Origin of the sequence: Mycolicibacterium sp. 624, from assembly GCF_040548615.1 — a bacterium.
Taxonomy (GTDB): domain Bacteria; phylum Actinomycetota; class Actinomycetes; order Mycobacteriales; family Mycobacteriaceae; genus Mycobacterium.
The window spans coordinates 99,543-114,630 of the sequence record NZ_JBEPRZ010000005.1; the positions used below are offsets into that span (position 1 = coordinate 99,543).

General features: G+C 65.7%; 18 protein-coding genes and 3 tRNA genes. 8 read left to right on the forward strand and 13 right to left on the reverse strand.

Annotated elements, in window-relative coordinates:
* Nucleotides 1-9 precede the first annotated feature (9 nt).
* Both ABIA65_RS20105 and ABIA65_RS20110 read left to right on the forward strand, forming a co-directional pair.
* A complete protein-coding gene (locus tag ABIA65_RS20105; protein ID WP_241405825.1) occupies nt 10-528 on the forward strand; it encodes an arsenate reductase/protein-tyrosine-phosphatase family protein in 519 nt (172 codons plus the stop codon).
* A gap of 129 nt (nt 529-657) precedes the next feature.
* On the forward strand, nt 658-1,605 hold the full coding sequence (locus ABIA65_RS20110; RefSeq protein ID WP_241400892.1) for an endonuclease/exonuclease/phosphatase family protein: 948 nt from the start codon (nt 658-660) through the stop codon (nt 1,603-1,605).
* 38 nt (nt 1,606-1,643) lie between these two features.
* On the opposite strand, the gene ABIA65_RS20115 is transcribed toward ABIA65_RS20110, so the two are convergent.
* A complete protein-coding gene (locus ABIA65_RS20115) occupies nt 1,644-3,314 on the reverse strand; it encodes a PE-PPE domain-containing protein (protein ID WP_354524691.1) in 1,671 nt (556 codons plus the stop codon).
* Nucleotides 3,315-3,470: 156 nt separating this feature from the next.
* Between ABIA65_RS20115 and ABIA65_RS20120 the strand changes: the two genes are divergently transcribed.
* Both ABIA65_RS20120 and ABIA65_RS20125 read left to right on the forward strand, forming a co-directional pair.
* Entirely contained in the window at nt 3,471-4,175 is a 705-nt protein-coding gene (locus ABIA65_RS20120; protein ID WP_354524692.1) for a YciI family protein, read from the forward strand.
* A gap of 9 nt (nt 4,176-4,184) precedes the next feature.
* A complete protein-coding gene (locus ABIA65_RS20125) occupies nt 4,185-5,402 on the forward strand; it encodes an RNA polymerase sigma factor (protein ID WP_354524693.1) in 1,218 nt (405 codons plus the stop codon).
* 1 nt (nt 5,403) lies between these two features.
* On the opposite strand, the gene ABIA65_RS20130 is transcribed toward ABIA65_RS20125, so the two are convergent.
* The 12 genes from ABIA65_RS20130 to ABIA65_RS20185 form a co-directional block, all read right to left on the reverse strand.
* Nucleotides 5,404-6,021, reverse strand: a complete 618-nt coding sequence (locus ABIA65_RS20130; RefSeq protein WP_354524694.1) for a M15 family metallopeptidase — start codon at nt 6,019-6,021, stop codon at nt 5,404-5,406.
* A 92-nt stretch (nt 6,022-6,113) separates the two neighbouring features.
* Nucleotides 6,114-6,821, reverse strand: coding sequence for a 50S ribosomal protein L1 (rplA, locus tag ABIA65_RS20135; RefSeq protein WP_241400897.1), 708 nt, complete (start codon nt 6,819-6,821; stop codon nt 6,114-6,116).
* 142 nt (nt 6,822-6,963) lie between these two features.
* A complete protein-coding gene (rplK, locus tag ABIA65_RS20140) occupies nt 6,964-7,392 on the reverse strand; it encodes a 50S ribosomal protein L11 (RefSeq protein WP_241400898.1) in 429 nt (142 codons plus the stop codon).
* Nucleotides 7,393-7,448: 56 nt separating this feature from the next.
* Nucleotides 7,449-8,285: a transcription termination/antitermination protein NusG gene (gene nusG / locus ABIA65_RS20145; protein ID WP_354524695.1), complete on the reverse strand. Its 837-nt coding sequence runs from the start codon at nt 8,283-8,285 to the stop codon at nt 7,449-7,451.
* A 50-nt stretch (nt 8,286-8,335) separates the two neighbouring features.
* A complete protein-coding gene (secE, locus tag ABIA65_RS20150) occupies nt 8,336-8,755 on the reverse strand; it encodes a preprotein translocase subunit SecE (protein WP_354524696.1) in 420 nt (139 codons plus the stop codon).
* A gap of 78 nt (nt 8,756-8,833) precedes the next feature.
* Nucleotides 8,834-8,906, reverse strand: a tRNA-Trp gene (locus ABIA65_RS20155).
* Nucleotides 8,907-9,046: 140 nt separating this feature from the next.
* Nucleotides 9,047-9,559, reverse strand: a complete 513-nt coding sequence (gene hadC, locus ABIA65_RS20160; protein ID WP_354524697.1) for a (3R)-hydroxyacyl-ACP dehydratase subunit HadC — start codon at nt 9,557-9,559, stop codon at nt 9,047-9,049.
* 3 nt (nt 9,560-9,562) lie between these two features.
* A complete protein-coding gene (hadB, locus tag ABIA65_RS20165) occupies nt 9,563-9,991 on the reverse strand; it encodes a (3R)-hydroxyacyl-ACP dehydratase subunit HadB (RefSeq protein WP_241400902.1) in 429 nt (142 codons plus the stop codon).
* Nucleotides 9,978-10,430 (reverse strand): (3R)-hydroxyacyl-ACP dehydratase subunit HadA, encoded by a 453-nt coding sequence (gene hadA / locus ABIA65_RS20170; protein WP_502919603.1) that lies wholly within the window; start codon nt 10,428-10,430, stop codon nt 9,978-9,980. Before hadA ends, hadB begins: the two co-directional genes overlap by 14 nt.
* A 78-nt stretch (nt 10,431-10,508) precedes the next feature.
* The gene (gene rpmG, locus ABIA65_RS20175) at nt 10,509-10,676 is read right to left on the reverse strand and encodes a 50S ribosomal protein L33 (protein ID WP_023985310.1); all 168 of its coding nucleotides are present in this window, start codon (nt 10,674-10,676) and stop codon (nt 10,509-10,511) included.
* Nucleotides 10,677-10,711: 35 nt separating this feature from the next.
* Nucleotides 10,712-10,785, reverse strand: a tRNA-Met gene (locus ABIA65_RS20180).
* A gap of 61 nt (nt 10,786-10,846) precedes the next feature.
* Nucleotides 10,847-10,919 (reverse strand) — tRNA-Thr (locus ABIA65_RS20185).
* Between the two features lie 200 nt (nt 10,920-11,119).
* Between ABIA65_RS20185 and ABIA65_RS20190 the strand changes: the two genes are divergently transcribed.
* The 4 genes from ABIA65_RS20190 to ABIA65_RS20205 all read left to right on the forward strand — a co-directional run bounded on the left by ABIA65_RS20190 (nt 11,120) and on the right by ABIA65_RS20205 (nt 15,068).
* Nucleotides 11,120-11,845 (forward strand): MBL fold metallo-hydrolase, encoded by a 726-nt coding sequence (locus ABIA65_RS20190; protein ID WP_354524699.1) that lies wholly within the window; start codon nt 11,120-11,122, stop codon nt 11,843-11,845.
* A 71-nt stretch (nt 11,846-11,916) separates the two neighbouring features.
* Entirely contained in the window at nt 11,917-12,951 is a 1,035-nt protein-coding gene (locus ABIA65_RS20195; RefSeq protein ID WP_354524700.1) for a DUF2510 domain-containing protein, read from the forward strand.
* 156 nt (nt 12,952-13,107) lie between these two features.
* Nucleotides 13,108-14,088, forward strand: coding sequence for a phospholipase effector Tle1 domain-containing protein (locus ABIA65_RS20200; protein ID WP_354524701.1), 981 nt, complete (start codon nt 13,108-13,110; stop codon nt 14,086-14,088).
* A gap of 152 nt (nt 14,089-14,240) precedes the next feature.
* Nucleotides 14,241-15,068, forward strand: a complete 828-nt coding sequence (locus ABIA65_RS20205; RefSeq protein WP_354524702.1) for a DUF8453 domain-containing protein — start codon at nt 14,241-14,243, stop codon at nt 15,066-15,068.
* Nucleotides 15,069-15,088: the final 20 nt, after the last annotated feature.

Here is a 15,088-nt window from a genome sequence, read left to right on the forward strand (position 1 = left end):
GGAGTTGCTCTGCACGTCCTGTTTGTCTGCACTGGAAACATCTGTCGGTCGCCTACGGCGGAACGACTTGCCGCCGCCTACGGCGCTGCGCGTCGACTCCCTGACTTCAAAGTATCCAGCGCTGGAACACGCGCGGTGATCTCGCATCCGATTCACCAATCCGCAGCCCTAGCCCTCGAGAAGTTGGGTGGTGACGTAGCCAACTTCACCGCGCGACAGCTCACGTCCAAGGTCGCGTCGAATGCAGATCTTGTTCTCACCATGACAAGGGCGCATCGCGACGCGGTCCTGGAACTTGCTCCGCGCCAACTCCACAGGACCTTCACGCTCCGCGAAGCCGCCCGAATCGTATCCGAGTGCGATGCCCAAGATATCGCGGACCTCGCGGCACTCCGCCCCCACTCGGCCGCGCCGGAGCTGTCGGACATTCCCGACCCCATTGGTCAGAGCGAAGAGGTCTTCGCAAGGGTTAGTGAGGAGATCGCCGAGCTCCTCCCGCCGATACTCGAGCTCTGCCGTCGCACTTGATCCGTTAGGACTTGCGGATCCAACAGGACGTGGGCTTCCACGCGCCAAGGGGCCATTGGTGGCATTCGTCATGAGCGGGTATGAAGAAAGGACTACGTCTGAGGGGGCCCGCTGAACATCAGCCGACGAGTGATCGGCACCGTTTTCGGTGTTGTCCAGTTGTTCGTGGCGAGCGTTGCCTTCGCCGTGCGTTACATGCCACTGCCGAGCCATCTATGGGTGTACATCGCAGTGGCCGCACCGTTCCTGCTATGGGTCACGCCGTTGGCTCTCGTCATACTGCTGTGGAGTCGACGATGGGTACTCAGTGCGCTCGCGGCTGGTCTCACCGCGGCCACGGTCGCGGTGCAGGCGCCGTTGTACGTCGCCGCCAAAGTCGACGGGCCGTCAGTCGCCGTCCGCGTGATGACGGTCAACATGTTGTACGGCCGTGCGGACGCGGTAGCGATCACCGCCATCGCCAACGACCGGGCTGACGTCCTGCTGGTTCAGGAACTCACGCCAGACGCGACTCGCCGACTGGAGGCAGCTGGCATTGAGGAGAAGTTCTCCCATCACCGGTTGGAGCCTCGCAAGATGGCCGCCGGGGCCGGCGTGTACAGCAGATTCCCAATGCCGGCGACTGCGCTAGTCGGAGGGTTGGAGAGGGTCATGGTCACTGCCCGGCTCAGAGTCAAGGGAGTGAAAACCGACCCCACCGTGGCGTCAGTGCACCTCGCCTCGCCGTGGCCGCAGGAGATCGACGGCTGGCACCGCGACCTCGACGAGTTCCCCAGCGTTCTGGACGAGATCACTGCCGGATCCGACGAAGGCTCGATCGTCGTCGGCGGCGACTTCAACTCAACGATCGACATGCGCCCATTCCGCCGTCTGTTGACTGGCGGCTACCGTGATGCGTCTGAACAGGCCGGCGCAGGAAGACAGTTCACCTTCCCGAGCAACCGACGAATCCCGCCCTTCATGGGGCTCGACCACGTGTTGACCCGCAACGCCACCGCGGTGTCGACCGAGACCGTCACCGTTCCCGGCACCGATCACCGGGCCCTATTGGTCACTGTGCAGTTGCCCCGCAACTGAATTGAAGCCCCACCCAGACCCTCGCTGTTCGCGGTGCGTCAGGCGGCGGCCTTCTTGTCGTCGGCGCCAGTGTCCTTGTTGTCTGACTCGCTGGCCTTCTTGGCCGGCTTGGCGTCGATTTTCTTGGGCTCGGCCTTCTTGGACTCGTCGTTCTTCTCGTCAGCCTTCTTCTCGTCAGCCTTCTTGGCCGGCTTGGCGTCGACCTTCTCGGTCTCGTCTTTTTCGGGCTCGTCCTTCTTGGTCACACCCGTCTCGGTCTCGCCCGTCTTGGTCGTGGACTCCTCCGTCTCGGGCTTCGTCGTATCGGGCGCCGCGGCCACGGGCGCGGACGGCTCCTGCACCTCGGCGACGGTCTCGACCGGCTCAACCGCCTCGACCTGGGCCCGCACCTCTTCAACCGTCTCGACGGGCTCGACCGGCTCAACGAGCTCGGTCACCGGAGCCTGCACACCGGTGGCGACATCGGCCGGCTTCAGCTCCGTCACCGACGCCAGCTGCGCGACGTCCACGAACTTCTTGGCGGCGGCGGCCAGCGTCGAAGTGGGGTCGGGGACCGTGGCAGGCCCAACGATGGACGGCCCGCCTCTGATGGCGTCCTCAATGCCCTGGATGACCGCGCCGACCAGCTTGCCGGCGACAATCGACCAGTCCTGGAACGGATTGAACGGCAGAATCGACAGCGATGTCGACTTGCCCGGATCGCCCGACCAGTCGTAGCCCAGATCGGCCAGCACCTTGTACACCGGCGAGATCAGGTCGATGATCGGCTTGACGAACGGCTTCAAGGCGGCTGGCGTCAACGACATGACCAAGTTCATGATCGGCAACGACGTCGCAGGAATCATGATGTATTCGTTGCCGTACTCGTCCAGACGGCAGTTCACTCCGACGTTGCACACCAGATGCGGCGCGAGCGTCGCCGGCGTGTAGCCATAGGGCATCGTGGAGTCGGGACCATTGCCGTTGGGCGACAGGTAGTAGCCGTGCACGTTGTCGAACGCGGCGAGCGCGTTCAACATCGCGAACGGGTTGCCCCAGTACCGCGGCGCGTAGACCACCGGGTCGTACTCGAATCCGTAGGTCGTGGTCTTGATGTTCGGGTCGACGGGCATCGGCGGACCGAACGTCACGTCGAGGCCGGGGATGTACCCCAGGAACGCCAGGCGCTGCCAGAGGCCACCGTCGGGATTCTGGATGCCACCGATGGTGACCACCCGGAGCCTGGCCTTCTCCTCCTCCGTCAGGCCGTACTCCTTGAGCACCTTGGACAGAACGGCGCCGCCCTGCGAGTAGCCGAAGACGACGATCTCATCCTCCGGTGAGGCCAGCGCCGCGTTCAACGCGGCTGTGAGGGCCAAAGCACCCTTGCCGACCGACTCATCCCACTTGTCGCAGCCATCCGGACCCGAGCGGCACCAGCTGGGGAAGATCGACAGCGGCCAGAACGATGCGGGGTAGTTGATGCCCTTGAGATCGGGGTCGGTCGGGCAGTTCACCTCGTTGGTGCAACTGGTGGTCTGCAGGAACCTGTCGCGGATGTTCTCCCGATAGTCCGCGACGATGTTGGCATTGGGGGTTCCGGTGCCGGGCACCAACAATGCGATCGCGCCTGCCGCGAACGCGGCGCCGAACACCGCCCCGATCGCCAGGCCGATGGTTCCGATGATGGACACGAAGACCAGGCCGATCACCCTTGCCGACTTACGCATTCGTAAATACTCACACAGCGACGGCCGCAGAAACGACGGAACCAGAATGACGTTTCCGCAGAAATTTCTCGATGCCTGTCGGATTCGGCAGGCCTCGTTCGTCGAATCGGTAGAGAGTGAAACGTAGGGTTCCGCTCACTATCAGGAGGTGTACCGATGCACTACTTCGCGCTTCTGCTCGGCCCTGAGTCGACCGAACAACCCGACGCCGCGACACAGGCCGACATCATGGCGGCGTATCAGAACTTCCACGCCGCGGCGGGCGCGTCCATCCGGGCCGGTGACGCACTGACCCCGTCGGCGACGGCCGTACGGATCAGCGGCGGACCGGCCGCGCCAACCGTCACCGACGGCCCATTCGCCGAGAGCGCCGAGGTGGCCGGGGGCTACTACGTGTTCGAGGCGGAGAACCTCGACGAGGCGCTGGATCTGGCTCGCCAGATTCCCGCCTGCGCGTCCGGCGGCGTTGAGGTGTGGCCCATCGTGGAGTGGAACCAGCCGGAGAAGTCGCTGGAAGGCGACCACTGGTTGGCGCTGCTCCTCGAGCCGGCCGACGAGGCCGTGCCACCCGGAACGCCGGAATGGGACGCCTGCACCGTCGCCCACGGCGAGTTCGGCACCGCGGCTGGCGATCGAGTCAAGGGTGGCGCGGCGCTGCATCCGCCGTCCACGGCGACGACGGTGCGGGTGCGTGACGGCAAGGCCACGTACACCGACGGACCCTACGTCGAGGGCGCCGAGGTCGCCAGCGGCTTCTACCTGTTGAGCGCCGCCGATCGAGACGAGGCCGTCAAGGTCGCGTCCATGATCCCCGCCTCGGCGGTGGAACTGCGGCAGTTGGCCGGCGTATCGGGTCTGTAGCACTCACGAATGACCAACCTGGAAGGCATCTTTCGGCGCGAGTGGGGACCCGCCGTAGCGGCGCTCTCCCGCTGGTCCGGCGACCTCACCGTCGCCGAGGACGCCGTCCAGGAGGCGTTCACGGAAGCGCTGCGCTCCTGGCCGCGTGATGGCGTGCCCAACAACGTGGGCGGTTGGGTACTGACGGTCGCACGGAACCGCGCGCTGGACCGCTTGCGTCGCGAATCCAGCCGCCCAGGAAGGGAACTCGCTGCGGTGGTCGAGAACAGCTGGCCACACATCGAGGGCGTTCCGGTGCACCCGGTGCGTGACGACGAGCTTCGGATGATGTTCATGTGCGCGCACCCGGCCCTGGACAGCGCGTCGCAGCTAGCGCTCACACTGCGGTTGATCTCCGGACTCACCGTCGCCGAGATCGCCAGGGCGCTGCTGCAGTCCGAGGCCGCTGTCGGGCAGCGAATCACACGGGCCAAGACCAAGATCCGCGGTGCGAACATTCCACTGCGGGTGCCACCGGCTGAGCTGTTGATGGAGCGGATGCCGCACGTCCTGGCATGCATCTACTCCGTGTTCACCGAGGGCTACTGGTCGACGGCGGGGCCGTCAGCCATCCGCGACGAACTGTGCGATGAGGGCGTGCGACTGGCCGGTGAACTGTGCGCGCTGATGCCCGACGAGGCGAACGCCCGCGGGCTGTCTGCCCTCGTCCTGCTGCACGATTCGCGACGCACCACGCGGGTGGACGGCGCGGGCGCGCTGGTGCCGCTCGACGAGCAGGACCGGCAGCGGTGGGATCGAGGCCGCATCGCGCGTGGCCTCGATGACCTGCGACGGGCGCGGGGCGCGACGGACAGCTACCTGCCCCAGGCGGTCATCGCGGCGGCGCACGCCACCGCGCCGTCGTGGGCCGCGACTGACTGGGCGCTCATCTGCCAGGCCTACGACCGGCTGATCGCGATCACAGGATCACCCGTGGCACGGGCCAATCGGGCGTTGGCAATCGGATTTCGGGACGGGTTCGACGCGGGCCTGGCAGCGCTCGACGAGGTGGCGTCCGATCCCCTGCTCGCGAGGTCGAACACCGTGGCCACCATCCGCGCGGATCTCCTACGCAGAGCGGGACGCCGCGATGAGGCGGCCGACTGGTACCGCATCGCGCTGGAGCACGGCGGCTCGACGCCTTCGCGGGAATTCCTGCGGCGCCGCCTGTCCGAGGTGTCCGGGTGAGTCAGCTCAGCGGGACGTCGAGAATCGGGCGAGGCTCAGCCGAACCCGGACCATCGAAGTGCCACCACTCCCCCGAGTACACCGTCAAGCCACCAGCGCTCATCGCGTCGCGCAGCAGCGCGCGGTTGGCCTGTTGTTCGGGGCTGACGCCCTCGGTGGCGCGCGCGAGGCTGCGCGGGGTGAAGTCGTCGAAGTCGGTGCCCATGTCCAGCGGCCGGCCGTAGTGGAGGTCTGCCACCGTCACATCGACGGAGCGGCCGGACTCGTGGCTACGTGCGAAGTCCGTCGGCCGGGCCACCCAGTTCGGGTTGGGCACCGCCTCGAACATCCGGACCTGGACCTCGTGTGGCCGATAGCAATCCCAGAACACCAGCCGCAGCCCCTGCTCCCGTAGTCGCTCGGCCGCCACGGCCAGGCCGGGAGCGAGCGACTCGTGTATCAGGCAGCGGGCATCGGCCGGATACAGCGGGATGCCGACGAAGTTGTTGGCGGTGGCGTAGCGCAGATCGATCCGGGCGTCCGGGACCACCGTGCGCACGTCGACCAGTCCCGCAGCCTTCGCCTGGGGTGAGACCGGGGGGACGTCAGCCGACGCCGGTACAGGTGTCACGAGCGCCATGATCGCAGCGAAACAAACGACCGCAGTGCGGTTTCGTACGCGCCGCGCCGAGGCGAGCGTACGAAACCGCACTGCGGTCGTTGTCAGAGGTCTTAGGCCTCGGCGAAGTTGCGCGTGACCGTCGGATCCACCGGGATGCCGGGGCCCGTGGTCGTCGAGATGACGACCTTCTTCAGGTAGCGGCCCTTGGAGGAGGACGGCTTCGCGCGCAGAACCTCGTCGAGTGCGGCGCCGTAGTTCTCGGCCAGCTTCGTCTCGTCGAAGGACGCCTTGCCGATGACGAAGTGCAGGTTGGCCTGCTTGTCGACGCGGAAGTTGATCTTGCCGCCCTTGATGTCGGCCACGGCCTTGGCCACGTCGGGGGTGACGGTGCCGGTCTTCGGGTTCGGCATCAGGCCACGCGGGCCCAGCACGCGGGCGATCTTGCCGACCTTGGCCATCTGATCCGGCGTCGCGATCGCGGCGTCGAAGTCGAGGAACCCGCCCTGGATCTTCTCGATCAGGTCGTCGCTACCCACCTCATCGGCGCCTGCGGCCAGGGCCGCCTCGGCCTTCTCACCGACGGCGAACACGATGACGCGGGCGGTCTTGCCGGTGCCGTGGGGCAGGTTGACGGTGCCGCGCACCATCTGGTCGGCCTTGCGGGGGTCAACGCCCAAGCGGATCGCGACCTCGACGGTGGCGTCCTGCTTCTTCGACGACGTCTCCTTGGCCAGCTTCGCGGCCTCGAGCGGCGTGTAGAGGTTGTCGCGGTCGACCTTCGCGGCGGCTTCGCGGTATGCCTTGCTGTTCCTGCTCATGTGCTTTCCAATCAGTTTCGTTGGTTGTGGTTGGTGCGGGCCGAAGCTGGCCCTCCCACGGATCGGCCGGGATGTCCCGACCGACCGGTCCTACGTACTACTTACTACCTACTTGACCGTGCTACCTGGTCAATCCGACAAGCTACTTGACCGTGATGCCCATGGAGCGGGCGGTTCCGGCGATGATCTTGGAAGCGGCCTCGACGTCGTTGGCGTTGAGGTCTTCCTTCTTGGTCTCCGCGATCTCGCGCACCTGGTCCCAGGTCACCGTGGCAACCTTGGTCTTGTGCGGCTCGCCGGAGCCCTTCTGCACGCCTGCGGCCTTGAGCAGCAGCTTGGCGGCAGGCGGCGTCTTCAGCGCGAACGTGAAGCTGCGATCCTCGTAGACGGTGATCTCCACGGGGATGACGTTGCCGCGCTGCGACTCCGTCGCGGCGTTGTACGCCTTGCAGAATTCCATGATGTTGACGCCATGCTGGCCGAGCGCAGGACCGACCGGCGGGGCGGGGTTGGCCTGCCCGGCCTGGATCTGCAGCTTGATCAGCCCGGCGACCTTCTTCTTCGGGGCCATGCTGTGGTGTTCCTTTTCTTTCTCGGGGCTTCGTCCCAGTTACCCGGGGGTGCCAGTTAGATCTTGGAGACCTGGGTGAAGGTCAGTTCGACAGGTGTCTCACGACCGAAGATCGACACGAGCACCTTGAGCTTCTGCTGCTCGGCGTTGACCTCACTGATCGACGCGGGCAGCGTCGCGAACGGGCCGTCCATGACGGTGACCGACTCGCCCACCTCGAAGTCCACCAGGATCTCGGGACGCTCCAGGCTCGCCTCGGACGACGCGGCGGCCGTCGAGGAGGCCTTGCCGGGCTTCTTCGCCGCAGCGGGCGGCAGCAGGAACTTCACGACGTCGTCGAGGGACAACGGCGACGGCTTCGACGTGGCGCCGACGAACCCGGTGACACCCGGGGTGTTGCGCACCGCGCTCCACGACTCGTCGGTGAGTTCCATGCGAACCAGGATGTAGCCGGGCAGCACCTTGCGGTTGACCTGCTTGCGCTGGCCGTTCTTGATCTCGGTGACCTCTTCGGTCGGCACCTCGACCTGGAAGATGTAGTCGCCCACATCCAGGTTCTGCACGCGGGTCTCGAGGTTGGCCTTCACCTTGTTCTCGTAGCCGGCGTAGGAGTGGATCACATACCAGTTGCCGGGGCGCCTGCGCAGATCCTTCTTGAGGGTCTCGGCGGGATCGGCGTCCTCGTCCTCTTCCTCGGGGGCCACCTCGTCAACGGTCTCGTCGGTCACGATCTCGTCGGACTCGTCGGTCACAGACTCGCCGGACTCGGTGGTCTCGTCGATGATCGCCTCGGACGCCTCAGGTGCCTCGTCGGACGTCAGGGTCGACGACTCCGCGGCTCCATCGAGCACGTCGGACTCATCCGAGGGCGTATCGCCTTCGAAGGTCGTCACTGTTGTCAGTCCTCTCTAAGTTTCTTCAGCTCGTCACGCGGCCGGTTCGGTCAGCCGAACACCATCGTGATGAGCTTGGCGAAGCCGAAGTCGACTCCACCGATAAGCGCCACCATGAACGCCAGGAATATCAGCACCACGGTGGTGTAGCTGACCATCTGCTTGCGGTTCGGCCAGATCACCTTGCGCAGCTCGGCGACTACCTGCTGCAGGTAGTTGATGACGAAGGTGATCGGGTTACGGGACGGACCCGTCTTTGCCGCCTTGGGCTTCTTGGGTTTCTTTCCGTCACCGTTCTTGGCGGTGTCGGCGACAACGGCGGCGGCTGTACCAGCACCCTCGCGCCGTGATCGCTTTCCCGACGGCCGCTGGGGCCGGGTCACCACGGCGGTCGGGCTGCCGGTGTCACCCTCGTCCGGAGTGTCGGTGCCGTCGCCTGCGGAGACGGCACCGTCGCGCTCGTCGCTCACCGCGTGCTCCCTTGTCCGATCGTGCTTGTCATCGGTGGTCACCTTCCAGTGTCCACGCCTGTCGAATATTCAGTTGAGCAGGGGCGACAGGACTTGAACCTGCAACCTGCGGTTTTGGAGACCGCTGCTCTGCCAGTTGAGCTACGCCCCTTCGGGGTTGGCAGGCCAACCCGCGAGGTCGAGGTTCACACAATTCACGCGCTCCCCGATCGGCCGATCATAAACCGACGGACAGCGCGTGACTTGGGGAAACCCCGAGGACCGAGTGTACATCGGCCCAAGTCTGACTTACTAATCCGCAACGGCGGCGGTTCGAACCACCTGACCTGTCTCCGGATCCCACTTGGCCGAGATCGAGTTATCACCCTCGTGACCCATCAGCGTGGTGAACGCCTCCATCACGATCGTGCCGTCCTCATCGGCGCAGACGTTCCGGGTGGTGACGATATCGGCACCGAACCGCTCTGTAACCGACTCGACGTGCATGGTGCCGGTCAACGCGTCACCGACCTTGATCGGCCGGTGGAAGAGGAACTTCTGGTCGACCTGGACGATCTGCAGGGTCTCCATGCCGATGTCGACGTTCGCGAAGAAGTGGTTCTGGATCATCACGGCGAAGATCGAGATGAAGGTGAGTGGCGCGACCAGCGAGTCGTGGCCCATCTCCTTGGCGGCGGCCTCGTCGACAGTGGCCGGATCCATCGACTTCACGGCCCTGGCGTATTGACGAACCTGCTCGCGACCCACGACGAACGTGTCGGGGTACTTCCAGATCATCCCGCGGATGTCAGTCTTGAGAGCCATGGGTCAGGCCAGCTTCGCCGTAGCGACGGCACGGCCGAAGATCTTCTTTCCCCCTGTTGTGGCGGAAAGCGCAATGACCACCGACTTAGTTTCTGGCTCAACAGATTTCACACGTCCGCTGAACACGATTTCAGCGCCGATGCCGTCATTGGGGACGGGCACGACCGCGGTGAAGCGGACGTTGTACTCGGTGACCGCGGCCGGGTCGCCCACCCAGGACGTGACGTAGCCGCCGCCCAGGCCCATCGTCAGCATGCCGTGCGCGATGGCGGTGTCGAGGCCGACCTGCTTGGCGATCTCGTCGTCCCAGTGGATGGGGTTCAGGTCGCCGGACACCCCGGCGTAGTTCACCAGGTCGCCGCGAGTCAGCGGAATGATCTTCTCCGGAAGCTGGTCGCCCACCTTCACCGAATCGAACTCACGCAGTGGCATCGCTAAAACCCTCTTCTCCCGATTCGCCCGACCGACCCGCGAGGGTCGTGTACGTCTCCTGCACAACATCACCCTTGTCATTGGTGATGATGGTCTTCGTCACGATGATGTCGGTGCCGTGCGCCTGCCGGAGCCCGTGCCCGTACACGTCGCAGTACAGCTTGTCGCCAGCCCTGATCGGCTGAAAGAACTTCAGCTCCTGGTCGACCTGGACGATCTGAGCGTCCTTGATGCCGATGTTGGCGTCGGCGAAGAACGCGATCTGCGCCTGGTACCCGAAGACCGAGATGAAGGTCAGCGGTGCCGGCAGCGAGCTGTGCCCGAGGTCTGCGGCTACGGCCTCGTCGAAGTAGACGGCGTCGTCGTTCTTGACGGCGGTTGCGTACTCCCGAAGCTTCTCCCGACCCACGACGTAGTGGTCCGGGTATCGGTAGTGCATACCGATGATGTCCGAGGAGATAGCCACAAAGCTTGAACCTATCCGGTCAACCGTGGGCGACGCCCAGGGATCGACCGCCTAGCGCGATTCCTTGTGCGGCTGGTGGTGTCCGCAGTTCGGGCAGAACTTCTTGATCTCCAACCGATCGGGATCGTTGCGGCGGTTCTTCTTGGTGATGTAGTTGCGGTGCTTGCACACCTCGCAGGCCAAGGTGATCTTGGGCCGTACGTCTGTACTTGAGGCCACGTTCGTCGTCCTTCTTCGGGTGATTCGTTGTCTTGTAGCGGTGGGGGGACTCGATCCCCCGACCTCACGATTATGAGTCGTGCGCTCTAACCAGCTGAGCTACACCGCCATGATGGCGCCGCCGGTCGGGCTTAGCTTCTCCCGTCGCCTCGCTCGCCCGGTGTCCACCGAGCCCCCTAACGGAATCGAACCGTTGACCTTTTCCTTACCATGGAAACGCTCTACCGACTGAGCTAAGGGGGCCTGCCCCACAGCGTTGGACGGTGTCCATGCGGTGGGCCTTAAAGAGGGTACATTCTCGCCGATTGCCTAGCCAAACCGCTGGTGACAGTCGACCCGCCGCGGGGGGCCAGAACTGCCCCTCACGCAGCGAAATCAGGCTCCGCCAGCACCCTCCCGGGAGCCCGAGTGTTGGCGCCAGAGCGCGCCAATACTCTGGAGGTATGGCGAACCAAGGGGTCGATGACCGTCTGTACTTCCGACAGCTGCTCTCAGGCCGCGACTTCGCTGCCGGCGACGCGATCGCGCAGCAGATGCGGAACTTCTCGTACCTGATCGGCGACCGGGAGACCGGGGACTGCCTCGTCGTCGATCCGGCCTACGCCGCGGGTGACCTCGCCGACATCGTGGAGTCCGACGGCATGCGGCTCTCCGGTGTCCTGGTCACCCACCACCACCCCGACCACGTCGGCGGTTCGATGATGGGCTTCGAGCTCAAGGGCCTCGCCGAACTCCTGGAGCGGGTCGCGATTCCGGTCCATGTGAACACCCATGAGGCGGAATGGGTTTCGCGCACGACCGGTATCGCGTTGACCGACCTGACATCGCACGAACACGGCGACAAGGTCAACGTCGGCGATGTCGAGATCGAGTTGCTGCACACCCCCGGACACACCCCAGGCAGCCAGTGCTTCCTGCTCGACGGCCGGCTCGTCGCGGGCGACACCCTGTTCCTGGAGGGATGTGGGCGCACCGACTTCCCCGGCGGCAACTCCGATGACATGTTCCGCAGCCTGCAGGCGCTGGCCAAGTTGCCGGGCGACCCGACGGTCTTCCCCGGGCACTGGTACTCGGCCGAGCCGAGCGAGCCTCTGTCCGATGTGCGTCGCCTCAACTATGTCTACCGGGCCAGCACTCTCGACCAGTGGCGCACGGTTATGGGCGGCTGACGCTGCCCACCTGCGATAGTGTCCGATCTCGCAGCGCCCCTTGAAAGGCGCGTGACGGGGAGGACCCTGCGATGACCACACCATCCGTGCCTGCCGGTTGGTACTCAGATCCCGATGACCCGCAAGCCCTGCGCTACTGGGACGGCACCGCCTGGACCGCCGGGCCAGTTGCCGAGCAGGCCGCGCCGGAGGTCACGCAACCCGAGCGCCAACCGTCACTGGAGCCCGTCGGGCTCGAGCTACCCGTATTCGAGTCGTTCGAGACACCCTCCTTCGAGTCCATCTCGTCGGGACCGGCCGAGACACCCGCAACGCCGCCCGCCGCCGACGCAACCCCTGCGCCCGAGGCACCGGAGTCCTTCGACGAACCTGGCACCCCGACCCCGACGGATGCGCCCACCACCACCGCAGGGCCGCACCCCGAGTTCCAGACGCCGCCGTGGGAGTCGCCGACCACCGCGGTCCCGCTGTTCACACCCCGCTATGACGCGCCACCACCGAATCCGCCGGCCGGCACCGACAACCGCAGATTGATCATCGGCTTCCTCAGCGCCGTCGGCGCGCTGCTGTTGATCTTGATCCTGGTTCTGGTTTACGCCTTGGTGATCCGCGATGACGCTGTACCCGATGTCACGCCGTCTCCCACATCGGCCTCTGCGGCGCCTTCGGCGGAATCAACGACGTCGGCCGCATCCGAGACCCCCACCGAGGCCGTGGCCGCGCCTGCGGCCGGTGAGATCGTCGACGGTCCGTTCACCATCTCGGTCGCCTCCACCGAGCGCGGTGACACCATCTCCTCGACCGTCAACGAGTCCCTCGAGAAGACCGCTGTCGGCGAGTTCCTCGTCGTGTACCTGAATGTCGGCAACACCAGTGGCGACGTGCAGGAGTTCCTGTCGAACCTGCAGGTACTCAACACCGACGCGGGCACCATCGCACCGGACGACGAGGCGTCCCTCTATCTCGGCGGTGGCGTCGTCATCGTCAGTCCCGGTGAGACGCTCGAGACCGCGGTCGTGTTCGACGTGCCCGTCGGCACGGTGGCCAGCGGAATCATCGTGCACGGCGTCCCCGGCATGGCCGGTGGCGAACTGCCGGTCGAATAGAACCCTGCCGAATACGCAATTCGCAGCAAACAGAACAGCGGTAGCGGGAATCCGTTGCCCGTTGCCGATCCAGATGTGCAAATCAGCTGACACCGGCCCGGGTGGTTGCCACACTGGACAGTAGGCGCCGACAATTGCGCCATCGGGGGTTCAGTCGTGAAGAACGTCGTGCTGTGCTTTGACCAGGTTCGCCATCTGGGGGTCGGGGGCGACACCAATGCCACGGCTCTGTTCGGCATGCTCGATCAGTCGAGCGGACAAGTCTGCTGGTATCACTCGGGTTCGACGCGTTGGACCCGGGCTCGCGACCAGCACGCCGAGGCCCGCGCGGCGATCGACGGCGGTTATGCGTTTCTGCGGCGCTGCTGGGAGCCGGGCGATTCGATCCTCGTCTTCGGGGCGGGCCACGGCGCGTTCTGCGCGCAAGCGCTCATCCGACTGGTGAACACCGTGGGCATCCTCCCGTGGTCGTTGGACGACATGGTCGGCCACGTGGTTTCGGCGTACGCGATGCCGCGCACCCGTCGCACGCCGCGGGAGTGGCAGGCAGTGCGCGCGACGTTCGCCGCATTGACGGGCGGCAACGAGCAGCCCGTCGTCGCCTACCTCGGTTTGTGGGATGCGCTGCGGGACGCCACGCTGCCGATACCGCCGCCGGAGTTGCTCGCCGTTCGCGGGGGCAGACACGCGATGGCCGCCGACGCCGCATCGGTGCTGGATCGCCCGGTGACGATGATGGGCGATGCGGTGGAGCAGGCGTGGTTCCGCGGCGGACACTGTGATGTCGCGGGCGGCCCAGGCGCCTGCCGCCCCCTCGCGGGTATCGCCCTGAACTGGGTGCTCGACGCCGCCACCGCCGCCGGACTTCGGGTCCGGGACCGCGCAACGACGACACCTCCAGAACACGCGGACGCACTGGCGGGCAGCGCGCGCAGCCTGCCGTTGCGGAAGGTGCCCGACGACGCCGTGGTCCACGCCAGTGTCGAGGCCTACGTTGCGGCGCACCCGCAGTACTGGCGCCGGTTGCCTGCCCAGTTCACCTGGACCGACCGCGACTGGCTGGCACGCGGCGAACGCCTGGTCTCCGCGCCCGCGCCGACACCCGCCCCCTCCGAGCTGACCGCCATCGCGTCTTGAGCGGCGCAGCTGTCGGTGCGCGCGGACCGATCCCACGGTAGGTTCCGAGTCGAAACTTCAGCAAACTTCGGTCGGCGCGGTTCCCGAATGCGTCAGCGAAGCGTTAGTGTCCTGAGCAAACCTGATGACCGCGTGAAGGCAGTGGGGATTCGATGACCATCAGTTGGGACGACGTGACAGGCCTCGGCTCAGCGGGATGGTTGGCCATCGCCGCGTGGGGGGCCCTGATCCTCGGCGTGATCGTGCTCGTTTACGCAAACCGCCAGATCAAGAGGAATCGGCTGCTCAAGACCGAGCAGATCCGCCCGCAGGTCGCGATGTACATGGAGCCGCACGCCGCGGACTGGCACGTCATCGAACTCGTGGTGCGCAACTACGGCCAGACCGCCGCACACGACATCCGCTTCGACTTCGCCAACCCGCCGACGGTGGCCGCCTACGAGGACCACGGTTACGACGGGCCGCCCGAAGTCGCCGAGCTGGATCTCCCCAGCGAACTGCCCCTCCTCGCCCCCGGGCAGGAGTGGCGAACGGTCTGGGACTCGGCGATCAGCCGGGAGGAACTCGGCGGCTCGATCCGGTCCCGCTTCGACGGCACGCTGACCTACTCCGACGAACCCCGCCCGGTGGGCGGCAAGAAGTCGCGGGCGTGGAGCAGGCGCCAGACATTCGAGTCGAAGGTGTGCCTGGACTGGGCGACACTGCAGCCGGCCCAGCGCCTCGAGCTGTTGACGACACACGACCTGGCCAAGCGAGAGAAACAGAAGCTCGAGTTGCTGCGCAACGTACTGACCTACTTCCACTACGCATCCAAGGAGACGCGTCCGGACGTGTTCCGGGCCGAGATCGAGCGAATGAAGCATGCCGTGGCGGAGACTCAAGATCGTTGGCGGACAGCGCAGTTCGACCAGACCACCGAACTCGACTTCCCCTGGATCAAGGACGACGCCGCCGGAAGGCACCACGTCAACAATCGCTGACGGTGCGCTGCGTAACATCG